We start from the raw sequence: 14399 nt of genomic DNA on the forward strand, positions 1-14399 counted from the left end.
GTTATACTGAGACGGTTATTTAAGTTCTTTTATTTACAATTCTTCTGGATCTTCTCTTGCCACGGTAAATAAGCTTCAAGGGTTTCCGAATCCAGAATCTCTTCATTCGGTAATTTCTGAAGCAAATAATTCAAGTACTTTTCAGGATCAAGGCCATTTCTCTTGGCAGTTTCAATTAAGCTTAGAATAAAGCCACTTGCAGTAGCACCCTCAAAACTTTGAGAAAATAACCAATTCTTCCGGCCCATGACGAGTGATTTTACAGCGCGTTCGGCCTTATTGTTAGATAATTCTAAATTGCCATCAAGCAAGACATGCTCAAAAGTAGCTTGATGCTTGAGGGTATAATTAATGGCTCTTCCCAATTTAGAGCCTGGCAAAACGGTGATTTTATTTTTCTCACACCAGTTGAAGAACTCTTGCATCAGAGGCTTGAGCTTTGCTTGTCTTAGCTGGTAACGTTCTTGTTTGCTCAAATTCTCCCAGGTTTGTTCTAAGTAAAACATGCGATTGCAGTAGTTGAGTCCTTTTTGGGCAAGGGACTTTCCAGAAGCCTGTTGTGGTACGGCTTCGTGAAACTTTCTTCTAACATGAGCCCAGCAGCCAACTAAAGTTGCTTTCGGCAATTGCTCATAAGCCTGCCACATATCACAGTGCAAATAACCGGGATAGTTTCCTAAAAAGTTTAAGGCAACCTTGCCACTCCGGGAAGGATCATGATGATAGAGTGTAATCCCGTATTGATCATGTTTGCCTGAAAGGAAGACCCAATAGTAAGTCTTGATTGTTTTACTTTCTAAGACTGTGTAATAAGTTTCATCGGCATGTAAAATTGGCCGCATTAACAGCTTTTGCTTAAGCAGATCATACACTGGTTTAAAGTAGTATTGACTGCTTTTCAAATCCCAATAATTTAACATCTGTCTTGAAACTTTTAGTCCCATCTTCTTCCAGTCGCTTTCTTGGCGATAGTCCGGCACCTTCATTTCATATTTTTGATAGAGTGAATGAGCGATGAGTGAAGATGAACCTAGACCATGGTTTAGGGGAGCTTTAGGTACTGCAGCTTTAATGATCTTGTCGCTATAATTTCTTTGACTGCAATATTTACATTTGTAAGCATGTTGGATATGGTCTAGCCTTTTAAGTTGAGCTGGGATAAACAATAATTCTTGGCGAACTGACTGCTTGCCTATCTCAATCAGTTCATGATGACAATCAGGACAATGCTTGTCGCCTAATTCATGGTGAACCTCTTCAGCTGGAAGGGCAGCTAGTAAGTCAGCACGCTTTCGTTTGTGAGCTTGTCTTTTATAAGTAATAGTCTGAACGGCGGCGTCGGGGACGTTCTCCGTCATCTTGAGCATCAGGTTCATCAAAGAGACTTGTTTGTCCATTTAAAGGCATTTGTTCTGAAGATTTGCCATAACGTTTTTGCGTTAAGTAAGCCACTTGTTCACGGAGGAGCTTGATTTCATCAGTTAAGTTTTGAATAGTAGTTGCTTGTTGTGCAATAATCTTTTCCAAATTTTCTTGTGACATGAGTTAAACTTCCTCCTAAATTTATTAGTTAAAAGAATATCAAAAAAGCGTGCGATGTCAAGTGTTAGTAGAATTCGCACGCTTTCGTGTTCTTTATTTTTGGATTGATTGCGAAGCCCTTCATTAGCCAGTCGACCTGCTCAGAAGATAAAGCTTGAACTTCATTTTGATTCCTGGGCCAGTTCAATTTTCCATTTTCAAATCTTTTGTATAACAGCCAAAAACCTTGTCCGTCCCAATAAAGGGCTTTGAAGCGGTCCTTGCTTCCGCCGCAAAAGAGGAAGACTTTGCCGCTAAAAGGATCAAGTTCAAACTGTTCTTTGACTAAAGTTGCTAGTCCATCAATGCCTTTACGCAGATCCGTCTTGCCGCAAACGATATAGACTTGACCCAAATCACTGAGCCTAATCATGATAAGACTTTCTCAAGCAGCTTATTCATAATTTCAGTATCTAAACTACTGTAGAAGTTCAGTTCTAAGTCATTCTTCTTTAAACTAAGCAACAGATTATTGCGTGGTGGACGAGCCTTCTTAGGTTTAGAAGAGTGGCCAAGTGCCACAATGGGTTGTTGTTTTTCGATCATATTCTTAACCTCCATTAAATTGATGAGATTAGAATACCTGAAAAATACGGACTAAAAAAGATACTCGGTTATATGACGCTTACCTTACTTTTACGCTTACGTAGAATCTTGTTTTCATTTCACACAAAAAGGCGATCAAAAACAATTTTTCAAAAGTTTTCGATCGTCTTTTTAAATCTGAGAATTAACTTTCTCTAGATACTTTTACCAATAGAATTTATAAAAAACTATTATAAATTATTCTTTATCGCGCTTCTTCTTAAATACGAATAGACCAAGTGAAGCTAAAAGCATACCAAGCACACCCAAAATTGAAGTATCTTTAGTGCCTGTTTGTGGTAATGTCTTTAAGCTAGTAGCCTTGTTATTACCAATGGCATTATCACTTTCACCCTTAACACCTACAATGGCATTATCAGTTTCAGCCTTAACACCTAGGTTGTTACCAGCGTTTGCGATGCTGCCATTAGCAGTAGAAGCTCCCTTAACTCTATCAGCTTGACTAGAGTTTGAACCATTCTTGTGTGAATGATACTTGCTTCCAAGAACATCTTCGCTTTTAGGAGCGATGACTAAATCAGTACCAGCAATGACATCCTTCGAACCATCTGGGTACGTTACTGTAGCTGTACCATCATCGCCAACTGTAACTGTAGTGCCTTCTGGGAACTTATCCTTTTGAATATGACCAGTTTGGCTACTGTCCCCCGCATTAGTTGCAGAATTATCTTGGTCATCGACTGAATTACTCTTAACAGTAATCTCTTCAATAGCAGCAATTCCGTTGTTCCTAGCAGTTTGAACGTCTTCATCAGTTGAAGCATTCCGAATATTTTCCTTAGCTTGGGTAGCTGCGTTCTGAGCTTGATCAATAAGGCTTGGCTTTTGATCATCAGTTAAGTTAGCATTGTTGATTTCTTCAATCTTCTTAGCTAAAACAGCATCAATTGCCTTGTTGGCATCGTCTTTAGTTGCAGAAGTAGTAGGAACTTTGATGTTGTTAATTGTTTCAACACCATTGTTCTTGGCAGTTTCAACAGCTGCACTAGTAGTAGCGGCATCAATTGCAGCCTTAGCAGCATCAGCGTCTTGATCTACCAGGTTGTTTAAAGGCTTGGCTTCTTCAGCAGTTAATGGTGCCTGAGCAATTTCGCTCTTCTTAGCAGCAACTGCTGCGTCGATTGCTGCCTTTGCACTTACCTTGTCGATTGCGAGCTTACCTGCATCCGTTGCACCTGCAACACCTGTGTTATCAGAAGCATTCTTGATGTTTTCTTTAGCACCAGCAACAGCTTGGTCAATTTGATCCTTTGCTGTTTGCTTTTGATCCTCAGTTAAACCTGAAGTTTCATCGATGGCCTTCTTAGCAGCTGCTGCTGTGGTATCGAGATCACTATTAGCGTCATTCTTGGTATTAGAAGATGTTGGGATTTCAACTGCTTTAATAGCCTTTTCACCATTAGTTTGCGCTGTCTTAACATCAGCGTCTTTAGTGGCAGCATCAATATTGTCCTTAGCTGTTTTAACTTCACCAGCAACGGTCTTCTTCAAAGCATCCTTTTCTTCAGCAGTTAAGCTTGAAGCATCGATTGCATCGTCCTTAGTCTTAGCAGCTTGATCAATGGCAGCCTTAGCAGCTGATTTAGTTGCAGAAGTAGTAGAAACATTAATGTTGTTAATCTTTTCAACACCAGTGTTCTTAGCTGTAGTAACATCAGCGTCTTTAGTGGCAGCATCAATATTGTCCTTAGCTGTTTTAACTTCACCAGCAACGGTCTTCTTCAAAGCATCCTTTTCTTCAGCAGTTAAGCTTGAAGCATCGATTGCATCGTCCTTAGTCTTAGCAGCTTGATCAATGGCAGCCTTAGCAGCTGATTTAGTTGCAGAAGTAGTAGAAACATTAATGTTGTTAATCTTTTCAACACCAGTGTTCTTAGCTGTAGTAACATCAGCGTCTTTAGTGGCAGCATCAATATTGTCCTTAGCTGTTTTAACTTCACCAGCAACGGTCTTCTTCAAAGCATCCTTTTCTTCAGCAGTTAAGCTTGAAGCATCGATTGCATCGTCCTTAGTCTTAGCAGCTTGATCAATGGCATCCTTAGCGTTCTTCTTAACATCAGAATCAGTTGGAACAAAGTTTTCGATTGCTGTCTTACCAGCTTGGCCTTCGTTAGTGGCTCCATCGTTAGTAGTTGCCTTAGCGATGTTGTCCTTGGCGGTCTTGGCTGCCTCAGTTGCCTTATTAACCAAATCTTGCTTTTCTTGATCACTCAAGTTAGAAGCATTGTTAATTTCATTAGTCTTCTTAGTTAATGCATTATCGACTACTTGGTTTGCTGCTTTCTTGGCGTCTTCAAGACTGGTTGGAACAAAGTTTTCGATTGCTGTCTTACCAGCTTGGCCTTCGTTAGTGGCTCCATCGTTAGTAGTTGCCTTAGCGATGTTGTCCTTGGCGGTCTTGGCTGCCTCAGTTGCCTTATTAACCAAATCTTGCTTTTCTTGATCACTCAAGTTAGAAGCATTGTTAATTTCATTAGTCTTCTTAGTTAATGCATTATCGACTACTTGGTTTGCTGCTTTCTTGGCGTCTTCAAGACTTGGGACCTTAACATTATTGATATTAGAAACGCCATCGTCGTGAGCTGTCTTAATTGCGTCAGCTGTAGTTGCTTTATCAATAGCCTGCTTTGCAGCGTCCGCTGCATCAGTTGCTTCTTTGATCAAGTTGTCTTTAGTAGTTTGATCAAGATTGTTTGCTCCATTAATTTCGCTCTGCTTATTTTTAAGAGCATCATCAATGGCATCCTTAGCAGCAGTTTGACTATCTGTCAAACTAGGCACTTTAACATTATTGATATTAGAAATGCCATCGTCGTGAGCTGTCTTAATTGCGTCAGCTGTAGTTGCTTTATCAATAGCCTGCTTTGCAGCGTCCGCTGCATCAGTTGCTTCTTTGATCAAGTTGTCTTTAGTAGTTTGATCAAGATTGTTTGCTCCATTAATTTCGCTCTGCTTATTTTTAAGAGCATCATCAATGGCATCCTTAGCAGCAGTTTGACTATCTGTCAAACTAGGCACTTTAACATTATTGATATTAGAAATGCCATCGTCGTGAGCTGTCTTAATTGCGTCAGCTGTAGTTGCTTTATCAATAGCCTGCTTTGCAGCGTCCGCTGCATCAGTTGCTTCTTTGATCAAGTTGTCTTTAGTAGTTTGATCAAGATTGTTTGCTCCATTAATTTCGCTCTGCTTATTTTTAAGAGCTCCATCAATTGCGGCATTTGCACTTACCTTGTCGATTGCTACAGTTCCGTTGTTGACTGCATCAGTAACAGCTTTATTAGATTTAGCCTGACCAATAGCTTGCTTAGCGGCCTGAGCATCGGCATCAACTTGGCCCTTAGCAGCTTGTTTCTCACTTTCAGTAATACCGTTAGTATTATCAATTGCCTGCTTTGCGGCTTTTGCTACGTCATCAATATTTTGGTCAGCTTGCTTCTTAGTATTTGCATCCCCATCCAAAGCATCAACTGCATCATTTACTGACTTGGTAAGAGCTTTTACTTGGTTAGCTGAATCATTTGCACCTGTTGCTGCTAGAACAGCTTGAGCATTTTGAACCGCAGAATTAAGGTTATCTTGTTTATTGGCACTTGCTTGCAAATAATTATTGGTAGTTTTAGCTTCGTTAGCCTGATTAACAGCGGTTTGCAGATCACTCATTGCTGAGTCGACTGATTGGGCATTGGCAACTGCGGTCTTTAAGCCAGTCAAATCACTTGCGTTGGTAACCGCTTGGTTAGCAGCTGAACGTTGAGCATGATTTAAGTGGGTAAGCCCACTAATGGTTGTTTCTGCAGCTGATAAATTGGTGTCACCATCCAAGCTACTCTTATCGGTATTGATTTGATCGATTAACTTCATAACAGTTGCATCATCAGCATTTTGACCTGCAGTTTTATCAAGTAAAACGTCGGCATTGGTATAATCAGTTGCAACAGTTGACTTTGGTGTATCCGAAGCATATTTATAGTTATTAGTATTAGTTAAATCAGCAGTTAAATCTGATAATTTACCCATATCGCCATCAAGCGTCGTAGCCGTGCTGGTTGCTTGATTCATGGTATTTAAATCAGTAGCTTGATCAATTGCTGCTTCAGCTGCTTGCTTTTGGGCGTGATTCAAATGCGTTAAGTTTTGGATCGTAGCCTTGGCACCATTGCGATCAATTTTTACATAAATATAGGCATCGTGATCACTTTTTGAAAAAGTACCCTTTATATTTGGACTAGTACCAACTAATACATATCCTTCTGGAATCTTAGCGTTAGTAGCATAATCATAAGTATCCCCAATATTTCCAGTATAAGTTTGAGGATTCATTTCTTGACCACTAATAGAATTAGTTGCAGGTACACCATCGCCAGGAGCATATTGACTATCGTCTGTATCCTTAGTTACATCAATATAATGAACACGAAGTTGACTTCTTTTACCTTCTTCACCAACTTTTTGGTAGTAGTAAACCATGGCACCATCAACATGGTTGATTCGATTATTGTAGGTGTAGCTTTGACCACCTGCCGTAAAGCTCATTGAATCATTGTTATCGTCATGGCCTAAAATTTTACTTGCACTAGCACCAAGAGGTTGTCCCTTGTAATATGCAGTTGCTCTTACAGTACCATTAGTATCAATAACAGTTTGTTTTACATAAACATCATCGGTAATGTATTGCGTATAAGTTTTACCTACCTCATAAGGCGCAATAATACCATCTTCGTACGACAAGCCTAGGGTCTTAGGGCTGCTTACTAAAGTATAGCCATCAATTTTTGGCGCATCGCCATTAATCTTAAAGCCTTGATAACCATAGCCAGTAACCTTCAATGGTTGAGCAATATCTTTACCTGTCTCTAGATCAACATATCTTACTGAGTTGGTAGTTTCTTGTGGGATTACACTAGCCCAGCGAGCAATTTGTTCTTTATAGTTGATGCCACTCGTACCATCCAATTCGGGTAAAGTTTTGTCCTTGTATTTAGGATTTAAAATACCTTGATCAAAAATAGGCGTTAAACCATAGCCACCTTGGTCACCGTATTTAAAGCCCTTCAAGACTACAGAGAATGATTCACCATTATAGTTATGGACTTGTAAATTGTAGGTACTACCACCGAGACCAAGGACACCTCGATATTCAATTTCAGGAGCAGTTTCATTTGGAGTTTCTGTTTGTGGCTGAACATTATCATTATACGTGTGGACTACATAAGTATAGAGGTTTGGATCGCTAGCATTTTTGCCTCTTGCAAATAAAATAATTCGGTGATATTGTTCTGAAAAATCAGCATATCCCGCAAAGAAGTACTTATGTGGATTGGTCTTAATAATACCTGTATTACCAAAAATTGCGTTTTCAGCTAGACTTGGATAATCCCAAACCCCACGCGCAACTGTCTGATCAATCCAGGTATTTTCACCACCACGATTTTTATAATCCTCCATCATTGGGTCAGGTACTTTCGTAACCGTTTGATCTGACTTAGGCAAAGTTGAACTATCACTAGCCGAATTATTAGTTGTGGGAGTAGTTGCTAGTAATTTAGTAAGGAGACTTGCTAAAGTTTTATCAATGTTACTTACTACTTGAGTGTTAGTGGTCTTGTCAGTTGGTTGGCTATTTTCCTTGTTAGTTGTATTAGAGCTAACCTTTGTATTATCAGAATTTTTAGTTGCGGTTTGAGTTGTTTGCTTAGCTTTAGTACTTGAGGTTTGCGTAGCTTCTGTAGAATTATTAGCTGTTGCATTGTTACTTGCACTACTTTGTTGAACTTTTCCTGTTGCACTAGTTGCTTTCTGAGTATTAGTTTGTTCAGTAGCTACATCATTGTTTGTTGTAGCTTTGGTGATAGCTTCTTTGGCTTTATCTGCTGCATCAGTAGCATCTTTGATCAACTTGTCTTTAGTAGTTTGATCAATATTGGTTGCTCCATTAATTTCGCTCTGCTTAGTGTTAAGAGCAGCATCGATGGCCTTATTAGCATCATTTTGACTATCAGGCACTTTCACTGCACCAATTGCATTAATACCCTTAGTTTGTTGCGAATTACTGTTTGCTGAACTATTGAAACTTTCAACGCTTTCTGTGGTTGCTGCCTTTACAGAATGATTTGTAAAGTTAATTCCAAAAATGGTTACTCCTAATAATACGGAAGCCACACCAACGTTAAGCTTACGTAAACTATAACGCGGTGTCCGCTTAGTTTCTAAAAATTTAAGTCGCTTCATCGTTATTCTTACTCCCCAATTTAATAACTAGTGGTGTATTGCAGTACACCAGAACAAGAGTGCTACCGTTAAGTTATCAGCCTAATTATTGAGTATAATATTTCTTCAATCTGATAATATTATAACACCGTTTAGCGACTTTGATGACCGCTTAGCTCTCGAGCCGGGCGGCTTTTCTGTTTGCAGTCAACTTACCAGATAGTAAAAGAGACTAACCGCAAAGGCTAATCTCTTTTCAAACACTAAAATTATTCAAGTTCGCGATTGAGAGTAGTGAGACGCAATCTCACTGCTCTCTTTTCATATATTGTGGTATTAGAAATAATGTTTAAATTTAAATTATAACTCTAAGTCGTTTCCTTCATGAAGTACTGACTTTTTAGCTTGAATCTTTGATACAGAGATGGTTCTTCATTGCCTTTTCCGCTTAATTTCGGTTTCCTTATCCCGTTCTAGTTGTTGACGGTGTAACTGAAGTTGATGAATCCTTTAACGGCTTCATCGTCCAATGACCCCCTCATGTTTGCCGTCCCGGCAAAATAAATTTTCAGCCTTCGGTTGCGACCGAAAACGGCTGACTAAATTTATGAATCGTCGGGTTAGTTTCTGCTCAGCATTAATTGATATATACCAATTTGTTAATTATATTATATACTGCTTGAAAGGGCGGCCTGATAGTCTTCCCTTTACCCTAGCGACCGATCAGATATTGCATTCGAGAATGAGTACCTTGAGATTTCATTCAAGGTCATTTCGAGATTTCATATCTGATTTACTTATGTTTTCGTCATAAGTAACAACAACGATCAAACAGACTGCTCCGTTTGGATTTCAGCATTTCTTTTGTGGCAACAAAGAGAAACAAAAATGCCCCACTTATCAAATGACAATAAGTAGGACAACAATCACTTACTTTTCAACAAAAGTAAGCAAAATATTCAATTTTCGGTAGACAACTTACTTTTAACCCGTGTTTTTTACTAATATTGACCCTCTTCAAATGCTGTCATATTGGGATTCCCTCTTCATGTTAATATATTAAATTACTCCCTTAGAATAAGAGACGTTCCTTTTATATCAACGATTACACGGCTTTTTCTTTGTTTTGGCAAACTTTTGGCATACTAACAATAGCATTCCCACTTATATTTTGATTACCATTGAATTCAACTAAGGATTTTTTAGCCGGTGTAATATTCATGCTTCCTTCCATTCTTGAAGCGATCTCCAAATCATTATCAGGAAACATATGAGCATAATATTGTAAAGTCACAGTTGGTGATTTATGTCCCAATCTATGTGCTACCGTTAAAACATCCGCACCCATTTCAGCAATTAAATAAGAAGCATTTGAATGCCTTAAGCCTCGTCCATCTATTCTAGCTACTCCAGCTAACTTAGCATATCTTTTAAGCCAGGTACTAAGTGTAGATTTATTAGTAGGACAATTATCATAACTCAATACGAAATCTGTTACTCCATGCTTTTTCTGGCGTTTCTTCCAATCTTTTAAAACCTGCAGTAACTCATCATCAATCGTAACTGTCCTTTTACCAGCATTAGTCTTGGTATAAGGTTTGATTTCATACTCAAGTTTATTTTTATAATGCAAATTATGAAAAATTCTTACACGTCCATTGGTTAAATCAATATCAGACCATTTTAGAGCAAAACCTTCTGATACACGACAACCAATTCTATAGTAGAAAAGGAATGTAACATAGATTAGATTTTCATAGAATGAATCAGTATTAATACAAGCAAGAACTTTTTCAAATTCTTCTTTAGTCCAATATTTTTCAATTCCTTTTCCTTTAGGCACTGCTTTAGTCTTCATAGAGGGATTAATAGTTATTAATAGTTATTAGGTTTATTTCTACGGCGTAGTCCAAACTTTGTCTAAATGACGTATAAATAAGACTGGCATAACTTTGAGAATAACCTGATTCAGTCAAAAGCCAAGTTCGATATTTTTCACATTCAGCTACAGAAATGTCTTTTAGCCTTTCATCAGCAAAGAAATCAACAGCTTTAAAAAACATTCTTGAATGAGTATCATAAGTGCTTGCTTCAACGTCTCCCTTGTATTTAGGCATGAAACGTTCTTTCATAAATCGTGCATAACTGATATCGTTCAAATCAACATTCAAATATAATTGCTTAATTCTTCGTGCTTCTATAGATGCTTCACGGCCAGAAGTAAAGGGATGCCCTAAAGCATCCCTTCTTCCTTTCTTAAATACTTGTTTTCCTTTGGAATCTCTTCCTAGAAAAACATTATAATAGTATTTTCCCTTTGAATCTTTATAGACATTGGCATATTTAGTTTTTACCATCAATATGGTCTCCTTCCTTATTGGGAAGAGCTAAAACCCTATTAATAGCACTTGTAGGCACTAAACCCACGCGTCTACCATTATAAAACCCATAGCCTTCTTTTACTAGGTTTTCTTTAGCAAGTCTAATAATTCTTCGTGCTTGATTTTGAGGAAAACCCATGGCTAACAAATCTTTATAGTTAATCATTTTTTCCATAAGTCTTTTCCCTTTTGGTATAAAATTCCGTTTTAATCTTTATTTGTTTACCATATCTATTCTTAAGATTACGAATATAAACTTTGGGTTTATGTAGCTTTTCTCTTGCTTTTAGCGATAATACTTCTCGTTTTTGTCCTTTTTGAATCTTGGGATCAACTAAATTTCTTGATCTTCTATAAATTCTAATTCCTTTGGGGTAAAACGATAGTCGCCCACCTTTTATTACTTTTTTTGAAATTGCTTTACCTTTATCAGAACTTTTTAAATCAATTTCTATGTTTGAAACATACGCCATAACATACGCTGAAACATTATCCGAATTTTTTAAGCGTTTGGTAGAAGTAAAGCCTTTTCCCCATAGTTTTTCTATATCCGAATTAGAAATATATAATTTAGAATTATTCATAGTTTTCATCAACACATGAAGATGCCATCTACCAGAGGCTTGTGGCTCAAGTACTGCAATATACTCAATTGTAGAATTATGTTTTTCCCTTAATTTACGAATAAATCGCTTAAAGTCTTTATACACAATCTCAGGACTATTTTTATCAGTTGCATTGACATCTTCTCGATAAGTCAAAGTAATCCAAAGCTGATCTTTTCGATTAATTTCGTTGGAAACAAAATTCGCTCCAATTAATCGTCTAAGTCTTTTCATAGTTCTTCTTACACTATCAAGATTATCAGTTCTTTTTTCAGACTCTTGATTCATATTCTTGATTTCACCAGTTTCAAGAACTACATATCTGTGTCCTTTTATCACCTTAGTTCTGGGCTCTTTAGGACCTACTCCGTTTGTTAATTCAATAGTTGAGCCGTAAAAATACGCTTTAACTTCGTCATATTCATTAATTGGTCTTTTGGTATTTTTCATGTTATCTTGTTCTCTTGTGTTTGATTAATCAAGTTAATATAGAAGCCAGCCACTACGTGACTGGCTTCTGGTGTGGCACAGACCGAAGGCCATGATGACCACACCCAATACAATTATCTAGTACATAACTTTAAATATTTTTCATCGCTCTGATTTACCAAAGCTTGTTGAAGAATATTCCAAAAATTTTCAGTGTCTATATAAGGAGCTGCAAAAGGTGTGGCCCAGTCCAAATTGTGACCTTCAAGCCATAGCATCCCTTCGCCTACATCTAAATACTCATTTGGGATTTTCAAGTCATTTCCAAAGGTTAATCTATAAGCTTCACTAGTAGCATTCCCCATATGGACTTTAAGTCCAACTTCTTCTTGTATTGCTGTTGACAGTCCTGAATTTGTAACCGTTGCTTGTTGCGTTGCAATGATTACGCCAAATAGTGCTTGCCGATTAAGCATCATTAATTCATGCATGAGATTGAACCATTTAAATTTTTGAATCTTATCTTCTTTAGTTACTGCATCATTAAAAACCGCACTAGTCGCAGACCACTCATCAATAATTAAATAATAAGCAGGCATCCCTAATGATTTAGCTGTAGATCCAAATTGGGTCTCATTCTGAATAAATTCCAATCGTTGCTTCATAAAACCAACAAATCTTTCAAGTACCTTTAGAGCATCGCTCTTAGTATGAGCAACTCGATTTGGTGGTAGTAGCATTTTTAATCTTGCAACATCTGAGTTCTTTAAATCAATTGCAAAGATCTGTGTTGGGATCATCGACGTACCAAGTAAGTCATTTTGATTCTGTGGTAATGTTGCTAGCATTGCTATTAACGCGAGAAGCAAGAAGCTCTTTCCAGAACCCCTTGCCCCCGTTATTAATGCAGATATATGATCCGCAATATCCCACTTTATTGATTTAGTAATATGCACAGAATAATACATTAGAAATGCAGCCTATCCTTATCAATCGCCTGTCTAACAATATAATGTACATACCCATCACGATAATATGCTGATTGAATAGCACATTTGGCATTATTTAAAGCTAAAAAAGAATTAAAATCTCCAATTGTGTCATCATCTAATAATTGTTTTCTTAACTTTCCAATTGCCGATAATTTAAACCCTGAATTAGTGATTTTAATTTTAGGAAATCTAACTTTATTAGAGTTATAAGTATCATTTTCATATAGATTCATTTCATATAATCTTTCGGTAAAAGCTGAACTATATAAGGATGATAGATTATAATTAGAGTTTTGGTTTTTTATATCTCTATTAGTTGCAAATAGGCGCCAAATTGTGGGTATTATACATGCAATACCTAGAATGATCGTACATTTAGCAATCCAATTAATAGCTAGAGCAAACCATGGTAATCCTAAAGATAAGACCTTAAGAGTTAACCCAGCAAAAATAAAGAAGATACCTAAGATCAGGAATAGATATTTATTGTTAAATCCATTAGAGGATGGTGCTTGAAACTTCCTATAATCTCGCATTATCTACCACTACCTTGTCCTTTATTATTTGACGATGTAGTTTGTGGAAATTCGATTCCTTGCGCACTAATACTGCAGTTAATAGTAGCAAAGGTACTATTTTCTGCTGACGTAGCATAAATAGTATGAATCACAGGATTAACTAGTCTAATATTTGGAATAATTCCATGAACGTCAGGTAAGTTCTCCTTATTAATTCTAACTACGAATGTTTCTCCCAAATTTGGATCTAGAGTTTGATCACCATTACTTTTAGTAATAATATTGTGATCTGCAATTACAGCAATAGTCGCATTGTAATGGTTCGATTCTGTTGCAGTAGTTGCTACTACTTTTCGAAGCTTAAGAACTGCTAATTCCATATTAGATAGCGTTGCCTTCAATCCGTGGTTGGCAAACGGTGCCATATTTAGTGCCATTGTTGATAGTCCTTTCTAAATTAGAAACTGAGAATTAATTGATTAACAAGGTATATCTCTTCATCAACCTTGCATATTAAATACTAATTATTTTATAGATTAAAAAAATCACCCCAGGGTATGACTCCTGGGGTGATTTTTCATTCTTAATTCACATTTTCAAGAAATATAAGTAAAACACTTTTTATCAAAAATCTATTTTAAAATTAAGCTAATCTAATATTGAAGGAGATAATCAAGTATGAATAACACATCAAAAGAAATGACTATTATCTTAGATAGAAACTATTCTTTACTCGATAAAAAAGAAAAAATTAAAATTAATGATGTAGTTAAAAAGGCCAATATGCCTGTACAAGCACCAAACAACTTTCCTAAGCTTATACGCCACGCAATAAAACAAACTGCCAACGTGCAAAAAACAACGATTACTCAAGAAAAATATTATGATGAATTTCTATCCCAGTTAGATACTAGTATGGAATTTATCTCATCAAATGATTTCAAGCCTACTTCACCTACTCAAATAAGATATCTTCAAAAAATGTTTCCAGATAACAAGTTCAATAGTACTAATAATCAGATGACAGAAAATTATTATTATTCAAACTTTAATGTAGATACGGACAAAGACTATATT

General features: G+C 36.9%; 13 protein-coding genes. 1 reads left to right on the top strand and 12 read right to left on the bottom strand.

The annotated features are described in order from the left end of the window. Positions 1–29: 29 nt before the first annotated feature. The 12 genes from CP368_RS07070 to CP368_RS07115 all read right to left on the bottom strand — a co-directional run bounded on the left by CP368_RS07070 (position 30) and on the right by CP368_RS07115 (position 13759). The gene (locus CP368_RS07070; protein ID WP_233185828.1) at positions 30–1358 is read right to left on the bottom strand and encodes an IS66 family transposase; all 1329 of its coding nucleotides are present in this window, start codon (positions 1356–1358) and stop codon (positions 30–32) included. Further along, complete coding sequence (locus CP368_RS07075) at positions 1312–1542, bottom strand: transposase (protein WP_005725993.1); 231 nt, start codon at positions 1540–1542, stop codon at positions 1312–1314. The genes CP368_RS07070 and CP368_RS07075 overlap by 47 nt, the downstream gene beginning before the upstream one ends. A gap of 64 nt (positions 1543–1606) precedes the next feature. Then, positions 1607–1954, bottom strand: a complete 348-nt coding sequence (tnpB, locus tag CP368_RS07080) for an IS66 family insertion sequence element accessory protein TnpB (RefSeq protein WP_035434607.1) — start codon at positions 1952–1954, stop codon at positions 1607–1609. Continuing rightward, a complete protein-coding gene (locus CP368_RS10590) occupies positions 1951–2127 on the bottom strand; it encodes a hypothetical protein (protein WP_164480616.1) in 177 nt (58 codons plus the stop codon). Before CP368_RS10590 ends, tnpB begins: the two co-directional genes overlap by 4 nt. A gap of 237 nt (positions 2128–2364) precedes the next feature. Then, positions 2365–8418: a DUF1542 domain-containing protein gene (locus tag CP368_RS10500; protein ID WP_098045907.1), complete on the bottom strand. Its 6054-nt coding sequence runs from the start codon at positions 8416–8418 to the stop codon at positions 2365–2367. Positions 8419–9502: 1084 nt separating this feature from the next. After that, positions 9503–10240 carry a site-specific integrase gene (locus tag CP368_RS10800; RefSeq protein WP_233185829.1) on the bottom strand — a complete coding sequence of 246 codons (738 nt, stop codon included), beginning with the start codon at positions 10238–10240 and terminating at the stop codon, positions 9503–9505. Positions 10241–10262: 22 nt separating this feature from the next. Next, entirely contained in the window at positions 10263–10754 is a 492-nt protein-coding gene (locus tag CP368_RS10805) for a phage integrase SAM-like domain-containing protein (RefSeq protein WP_233185830.1), read from the bottom strand. Further along, on the bottom strand, positions 10741–10953 hold the full coding sequence (locus CP368_RS07095; protein ID WP_006738228.1) for a DUF3173 family protein: 213 nt from the start codon (positions 10951–10953) through the stop codon (positions 10741–10743). The genes CP368_RS10805 and CP368_RS07095 overlap by 14 nt, the downstream gene beginning before the upstream one ends. Further along, positions 10937–11833, bottom strand: a complete 897-nt coding sequence (locus CP368_RS07100; protein WP_098045908.1) for a replicative protein — start codon at positions 11831–11833, stop codon at positions 10937–10939. Before CP368_RS07100 ends, CP368_RS07095 begins: the two co-directional genes overlap by 17 nt. Positions 11834–11946: 113 nt before the next feature. Beyond that, complete coding sequence (locus tag CP368_RS07105) at positions 11947–12660, bottom strand: cell division protein FtsK (RefSeq protein WP_233185831.1); 714 nt, start codon at positions 12658–12660, stop codon at positions 11947–11949. A gap of 119 nt (positions 12661–12779) precedes the next feature. After that, complete coding sequence (locus CP368_RS07110; protein ID WP_098045910.1) at positions 12780–13340, bottom strand: hypothetical protein; 561 nt, start codon at positions 13338–13340, stop codon at positions 12780–12782. Then, positions 13340–13759, bottom strand: a complete 420-nt coding sequence (locus CP368_RS07115; protein ID WP_098045911.1) for a hypothetical protein — start codon at positions 13757–13759, stop codon at positions 13340–13342. Before CP368_RS07115 ends, CP368_RS07110 begins: the two co-directional genes overlap by 1 nt. Before the next feature lie 241 nt (positions 13760–14000). On the opposite strand from CP368_RS07115, the gene CP368_RS07120 reads away from it, so the two are divergent. Further along, positions 14001–14399, top strand: a 399-nt coding sequence (locus CP368_RS07120) for a hypothetical protein (protein ID WP_143468307.1), incomplete at its 3' end; no start/stop codon positions are given.

The organism is Lactobacillus sp. UMNPBX17, from assembly GCF_002553735.1.
GTDB lineage: Bacteria > Bacillota > Bacilli > Lactobacillales > Lactobacillaceae > Lactobacillus > Lactobacillus gallinarum.